This is a genomic window from Robertmurraya korlensis, from assembly GCF_023715225.1.
Lineage (GTDB): Bacteria > Bacillota > Bacilli > Bacillales > Cytobacillaceae > Robertmurraya_A.
Genome location: NZ_JAMBNS010000018.1, coordinates 60073 through 66437, shown reverse-complemented (window position 1 = coordinate 66437; position 6365 = coordinate 60073). Strand labels below are relative to the sequence as shown.

Here is a 6365-nt window from a genome sequence, read left to right as displayed (position 1 = left end):
TTACAATATCTTTTCACCGTTGTCAACTTCTGCGAAAAAACTTTTTTAATCGTTATTTTCAAAGTCGTTGTTGTCGGCTACATGTATTACTATATCATCTTAATTCGCAGAAGTCAACTTCTGTTTTCGTTTTTTTAAGACTCCTTATTAACTAATACACTAGTAATGAGGACGGATTCTCATTTTATAAAATACCTATAAAAAATGCAATAGTTTTTTATAAATAAAAACGACTGCTCCTTTAGGTGTTATTGGTAAATGGAAAAGTAAAACTCACCATTATAAAATAAGATGTCTTGCCTTTAATCGAGTGACCAGCAAAAGTACAATAAGCGGAGTTTTTCCGTTTAGATGCAGGATGGAGCCCGTTTCGGGGGTAATTAAGGGGAGATTTTCCGTTTATGGATAGCAAAATCTCCCCATTTTTACGTTTTTCGAGTCAATAGTCGGAATTCCTCCGTCTATTTGAGCTATTTATTATCGTATTTATTAATTAAGCGGAATTTTTCCGTCTATTTATCAACTCGGGTGCATAACCTGATCCCCTAACAGATAAGAGCTGACCCTTTCGATTCCTGTACGTGGGAAATCAAAAGCTTTTTATCGAGTAGCCTATAAAATAAGTTTTGACACTCTATTTTAATTATATAATACATAATGTCCATCATAATAATGATGTCAATCGCTAATGAAAGTTAATGGAATGTCATAGAAATCTTGATAAATAAAGAAAAGACATATGCCAATTCATACGTCTTTTCTTGTGTCTTATTAAAAATAAAACTCCCGAAAAACGGAACCCTTTACCCTAATCGAACAGTCGTTACCCGTTATTATCTCTTGTTAAACTCGTTTGGATTTGGACCTTTGCGTCGGTTACGATTGATTCCATTGATTAGATCCATTTCCTGTGAAGAAAGTTCAAAATCAAATACATCAAAGTTTTCTTGAATTCTAGATGGTGTAACTGACTTAGGTATAACGATTGAATTATTTTGTAGATGCCATCTTAAAACAACCTGGGCAGGGGTCTTACTATGTGATTCAGCTAGTTTAATAATCACATCATCTTGAAGCACTTCTCCACCTTGATCAAGAGGGCTCCACGCTTCCACAAAGATATCATGCTTAGCGCAAAACTCTTTCAATTCGTTTTGTGCTAAATATGGATGACACTCGATTTGATTTAAGACCGGCTTAACTTCACATTCGTTAAGAAGTCTCTCTAAATGCTCAATTTCAAAGTTACATACACCAATGGCTTTTACTTTGCCATCGTGATATAGCTTTTCCATCGCCTTAAACGTTTCAACATATGTATCGTACTCTGGTGTTGGCCAGTGAATTAAGTATAAATCGATATAATCAAGACCTAATTTTTTTAGACTTAAATCAAAAGCTTGTATCGTGCTATCGTAACCTTGGTCACTATTCCAAACCTTCGTTGTAATGAATAATTCTTCGCGAGGTACGTTGGATTCTTTAATCGCTTTTCCTACACCCTCTTCGTTTCCATAGATCATAGCTGTATCAATCGATCGGTAACCCGCATCAATTGCCGCATTTACAGCAGCAGTAGCCTCGTCATCTTTTACTTGCCAGACGCCAAAACCAAGCTGTGGCATTTTTACTCCGTTGTTCAACGTTACAAAGTTCATATTCATTCTCCTTTTTCGAAAAGATTTACTTGAGAACCTTGGAAGAAATTGTTTCCCTTGTTAATTTTAATAAAGATCGTCTTAAATGAAAAGTTAAACGCTTCCGGATAATAGTTTTATCTTAGCCTATCTTTTTATCCACTGTATTCGCACGCTCTAACAGAGAAAAAACTGTAGACATCCATCTACAGTTCTCACCATTATCACATTGCACTTACTTCATTATTTTCTGGAACCTGCTCTTCCATTCTATTTTCTTTCGGAAGCTTCTCTATTTTAAATCCTGTATACGCGTATATAATCGCTACAATGGGGCTGATAATACAAAGCAATGCATACGGTGCATATTGAAAAGTAGATACTCCAAGAGTGGCGGTCATAAATGCACCACATGTATTCCAAGGAACAAGTGGAGAGGTCATTGTCCCCGCATCTTCTAGCGTTCGCGATAAATTCTTTGGATGGAGCTCACGTTTACGGTAGGCAGTTAAATACATTCTTCCAGGCAGTAGAATTGATAAGTACTGATCACATGCGACAATATTAGCAGTGATACAGGTTGCTACCGTTGTTGTTATTAAACTGCCTGTTGATTTCGCCATTTTTAAAAGGCTTGTCACAATCGTATTCATGATTCCACTCGTTTCTAAAATTCCCCCGAAGCTCATCGCAATCATAACCAGCGATACCGTGTACATCATCGCTTCCGTTCCACCATTGTTAAGCAAATTATCTAATACTTCATTTCCAGTCTCCATTTCAAAGCCGTATACCATAATCGATAAAACACTGCCGATTGTTTCTCCCTGAACTACGATAGCAACGATCCCCCCTAGAATCGATCCAATGACAAGTCCGGGGATCGCCGGGGTTTTCATAGCAATGATTCCAAGAACAATTACAGGAATAAGAAGTAACCACGGACTGATAATGAAAATATCCGCTAACTCTTGTTGGAGTGTAGCAATGTCACTCACACCAGATCCTTTCCCTTTGAACGTAAGTCCGATAAAAAAATAAATGACAACTGACAGAACCAGTGCTGGTATCGTCGTATAGAGCATATGACGAATATGGTCAAATAGTTGTACACCTGTAATTCCAGGTGCCATATTTGTTGTTTCTGACAGAGGAGAGATTTTATCTCCAAAGTAGCAACCAGAAATGACAGCACCAGCCACCATAGCAGGATTTATGCCTAGTCCGATTCCCACTCCCATAATGGCAATCCCTATTGTTCCTGCAGCTGTCCATGCATTCCCCGAAGCAATCGCAACCACACTACAAATAATGGCAGCAGCAGGAAGGAAATAGGTGGGAGATAAAATATCTAATCCATAGTAAATCATGGTCGGAACAATTCCACCTGCTAGCCATGTTCCAATAATCGTTCCAATAATCATTAAAATAAGTAAAGCTTGAAGTGCCAGAGAGACAGCCTTGATAATACCTTGTTCAAGTTCTCGCCAACTATATCCTAAATAAATAGATACTAGTGATGCCACAGTGGCGCTGAGCAAGAGTGGAATATGCGGGTCTGCTTCAAACATGAAAATTCCTGTAAATAAAAATACAATCATGGCTCCGATCGGAATTAAAGCAACTGCTAGTGAAGGCTGTTTCTTTTCTTTCATTATCATCCCTCTTTCAATAAAAAATAGATTCTATTTTCTTATTGCAAATTTCGTGCCAGATTTAATATTCTTAATTTTCTGTAATCCAATTACTTTTTCCTGCCTGCTAAGAAATCAGTTCTGCATAATCCATTCAATTTTGCATAATATCCATTTCTGCATGAAAAAACCTGGTTTCCAAATAGGAACCAGGTTCTTTCTTTATATATTTAGTCCAATCGAAATATATTTAACTTCTAGAAACTCTTCTAGTCCGTGATGTCCCCCTTCTCGACCTAAACCACTTTCTTTATATCCTCCAAAAGGCGCTTGTGCCGTTGATGGAAGGCCATCATTTAAGCCAATAATTCCGTATTCAAGTTCTTCACTTATTCGGAAGGCACGGCTTAAATTTTCAGTAAACACATAAGCAGCTAAGCCATAAACGGTATTATTAGCTCTCGCAATCACATCTTCTTCAGTTTGAAAAGAAGCAATCGCGGCTAGCGGTCCAAAAATTTCTTCTTCCACACACATCATTTGATCATTTACATTTGTAAGAATTGTAGGCGGAAAGAAAAACCCTTCTTCTCCCTCTATCTTATCTCCTTGATATACAATCTTTCCGCCTTTATGAATCGCATCATCAAGGATTTCATTCACTTTATTTACAGCTGGTTGGTCAATAAGCGGTCCAATATCAATTCCTTCTTCCATACCGTTACCGATTTTGAGCTTGCTTAATTCATTTTTAAATAGCTCAACAAATGGCTCGAGGATGCTTTCCTGTACGTAAATACGGTTCGTACAAATACATGTTTGTCCGGCATTACGAAACTTCGAGGCCAATAATCCCTTGGCTGCTTTCTCTAAGTCTGCATCGTCCATAACGATAAAAGGTGCATTACCGCCTAATTCTAACGATATCTTTTTCACCGTATCCGCAGCACCTCTCATTAGTACCTTTCCAACTTCAGTGGAACCCGTAAAGGTAAGTTTACGAACGCGCGAATCCTTTAACCAAGCATCACCAATTTCTTTTGATTTTCCGGTTACTACGTTAAATACTCCAGCTGGAATGCCTGCTTTTTCCGCTAACTCTGCTAGTTTCAGAGCAGTTAGAGGCGTTTGCTGAGCTGGTTTCACTACCACCGTACAGCCAGCAGCTAGAGCAGGAGCTACCTTTCTCGTAATCATGGCCGCTGGAAAATTCCATGGAGTAATCGCTGCAACAACCCCAACCGGTTCTTTTCTAATTAAAATACGCTTATTTGGATGTGTAGCCGGAATCGTTTCTCCATAGATTCTCTTTCCTTCTTCTGCATACCAAGAGAGAAAACTATTGGCATAATTCACTTCACCGATTGCCTCATAGACAGGCTTTCCTTGCTCCATCGTCATCACTGTACCAATTTCCACTTTATGCTCATCAATAAGGTGGAACCATTTCATGAGCAACTGACTGCGTTCGTCTGCCGTTTTTTTGGACCAGGTTTTAAATGCTATATGGGCTGCGTCTACCGCTGCCTTTGCTTCCAAGGTCCCTCCATTCGGAATCATCCCAATCACTTCATTGATTGCAGGGTTCATCACATTGATAAAAGTCTCGCACTCGTCACCGATCCATTGACCATTAATATACATTTTGTATAACTGCTTTTTTTGAAAAGCGATATTCGAACTCATTGGCTGACCCTCTCTTTATATATATTGGGGAGATAATACCGCTTCTAAGGATTCTTCTAAGATCACTAATCCTTCTTGAAGCTGATCATCTGAAATCGTTAAAGGCATTAATAGTCTTATCACATTCCCATATATTCCTGCGCTAAGTAACAGCAACCCTCTATTGGTGGCCTCTCGAATAATACTACCAACTAGTTCTTTATCTGGCTGTTTAGAAGTCTTATCCTTAACAATTTCAAACGCACACATCGCACCTAACCCACGTATGCCATCCACTTGTTCAAATCGATCGGACCATTGTTGAAACTTGTTCATTACTGTTCTACCAATGTATTCCGCTCTTGCATTCAATTGCTCTTCTTCCATAATATCTAGAACAGCTAGAGCAGCTTGGCACCCTAATGGACTCCCCGCATACGTTCCACCAATTTCTCCTGGTTGGCTTACATTCATAATTTCTTCTCGACCAATCACTCCACTGATTGGAACACCAGCAGCCATAGACTTTGAGACTGTTAAAAGATCTGGCTCTACCCCAAAATGTTCGATTGCAAAATAACGACCCGTTCGGCCAAATCCGGTTTGAATTTCATCTGCAATAAATAATATTCCGTGTTCTTTACAAATAGTATATACACGTTGCACAAATTCCCGATTAGGAACGATAAATCCTCCTTCTCCTTGCACCGGCTCCATGACTACTGCCGCAATCGTTTCTGGAGCAACCTCCGCAAGAAGGAATTGCTCAAACTGCTGGATGATATATTCAGTATACTGTTTTTCACTCATTCCATTTGGCTTCCGATATTCATATGGATAAGGAGCTTTATATACCTCAGGAGCAAATGGTCCAAATCCGTATTTATAAGGCTTCACTTTGCTTGTCATCGTCATCGTCATTAACGTTCGTCCATGAAATCCTCTCGTAAACGACACAATTCCTTGTCTTTTCGTATATTTTCTAGCAATCTTCACTGCATTTTCAACAGCTTCTGCTCCACTGTTAAAAAAGGCCGCTTGTTTTGGAAAATGGCCTGGAGCGAGGTTTGTTAATCTTTCCGCCAACTTGATATAAGATTCATACATCATGACATTAAATCCCGTATGAACAAAATGCTCCGCCTGGTCCTTTATTGCCTGAACAACCTTCGGGTGGGAATGGCCAACATTGATCGTTCCTATAGCACCAGCAAAGTCGATAAATGTATTGCCATCCATATCCTCCACCAAAGCTCCCTCTGCCTTATGAACAAATGCAGCACAATTGTTACTAATTCCTTGGGGAACGACTTTTTTCCTTCTATCTAATAACTCCTTTGATCGTGGTCCAGGGATGGACGTTTTTATTTGAACAAACTGTTTCATAAATCCGACACCTTCCTTAATGGAAAAAGGAGGCTCCCCTCCT

At 39.1% G+C, this 6365-nt stretch carries 4 protein-coding genes; all 4 read right to left on the bottom strand.

What is annotated here, in order from left to right; translation table 11 throughout:
• Window positions 1-833 precede the first annotated feature (833 nt).
• A complete protein-coding gene (locus M3175_RS22685) occupies window positions 834-1658 on the bottom strand; it encodes an aldo/keto reductase (protein WP_251523819.1) in 825 nt (274 codons plus the stop codon).
• Between the two features lie 203 nt (window positions 1659-1861).
• Complete coding sequence (gene nhaC / locus M3175_RS22680) at window positions 1862-3292, bottom strand: Na+/H+ antiporter NhaC (protein ID WP_251523817.1); 1431 nt, start codon at window positions 3290-3292, stop codon at window positions 1862-1864.
• Between the two features lie 201 nt (window positions 3293-3493).
• Window positions 3494-4957: an NAD-dependent succinate-semialdehyde dehydrogenase gene (locus M3175_RS22675; protein ID WP_251523815.1), complete on the bottom strand. Its 1464-nt coding sequence runs from the start codon at window positions 4955-4957 to the stop codon at window positions 3494-3496.
• Window positions 4958-4972: 15 nt separating this feature from the next.
• Window positions 4973-6322, bottom strand: coding sequence for a 4-aminobutyrate--2-oxoglutarate transaminase (gene gabT, locus M3175_RS22670; RefSeq protein ID WP_251523813.1), 1350 nt, complete (start codon window positions 6320-6322; stop codon window positions 4973-4975).
• Window positions 6323-6365: the final 43 nt, after the last annotated feature.

Excerpts from the sequence above, each read along its gene's own strand:
- M3175_RS22675 (WP_251523815.1), bottom strand. The coding sequence starts at position 4,957 with ATGAGTTCGAATATCGCTTTTCAAAAAAAGCAGTTATACAAAATGTAT.
- M3175_RS22685 (WP_251523819.1), bottom strand. The coding sequence starts at position 1,658 with ATGAACTTTGTAACGTTGAACAACGGAGTAAAAATGCCACAGCTTGGT.
- nhaC (WP_251523817.1), bottom strand. The coding sequence starts at position 3,292 with ATGAAAGAAAAGAAACAGCCTTCACTAGCAGTTGCTTTAATTCCGATC.
- gabT (WP_251523813.1), bottom strand. The coding sequence starts at position 6,322 with ATGAAACAGTTTGTTCAAATAAAAACGTCCATCCCTGGACCACGATCA.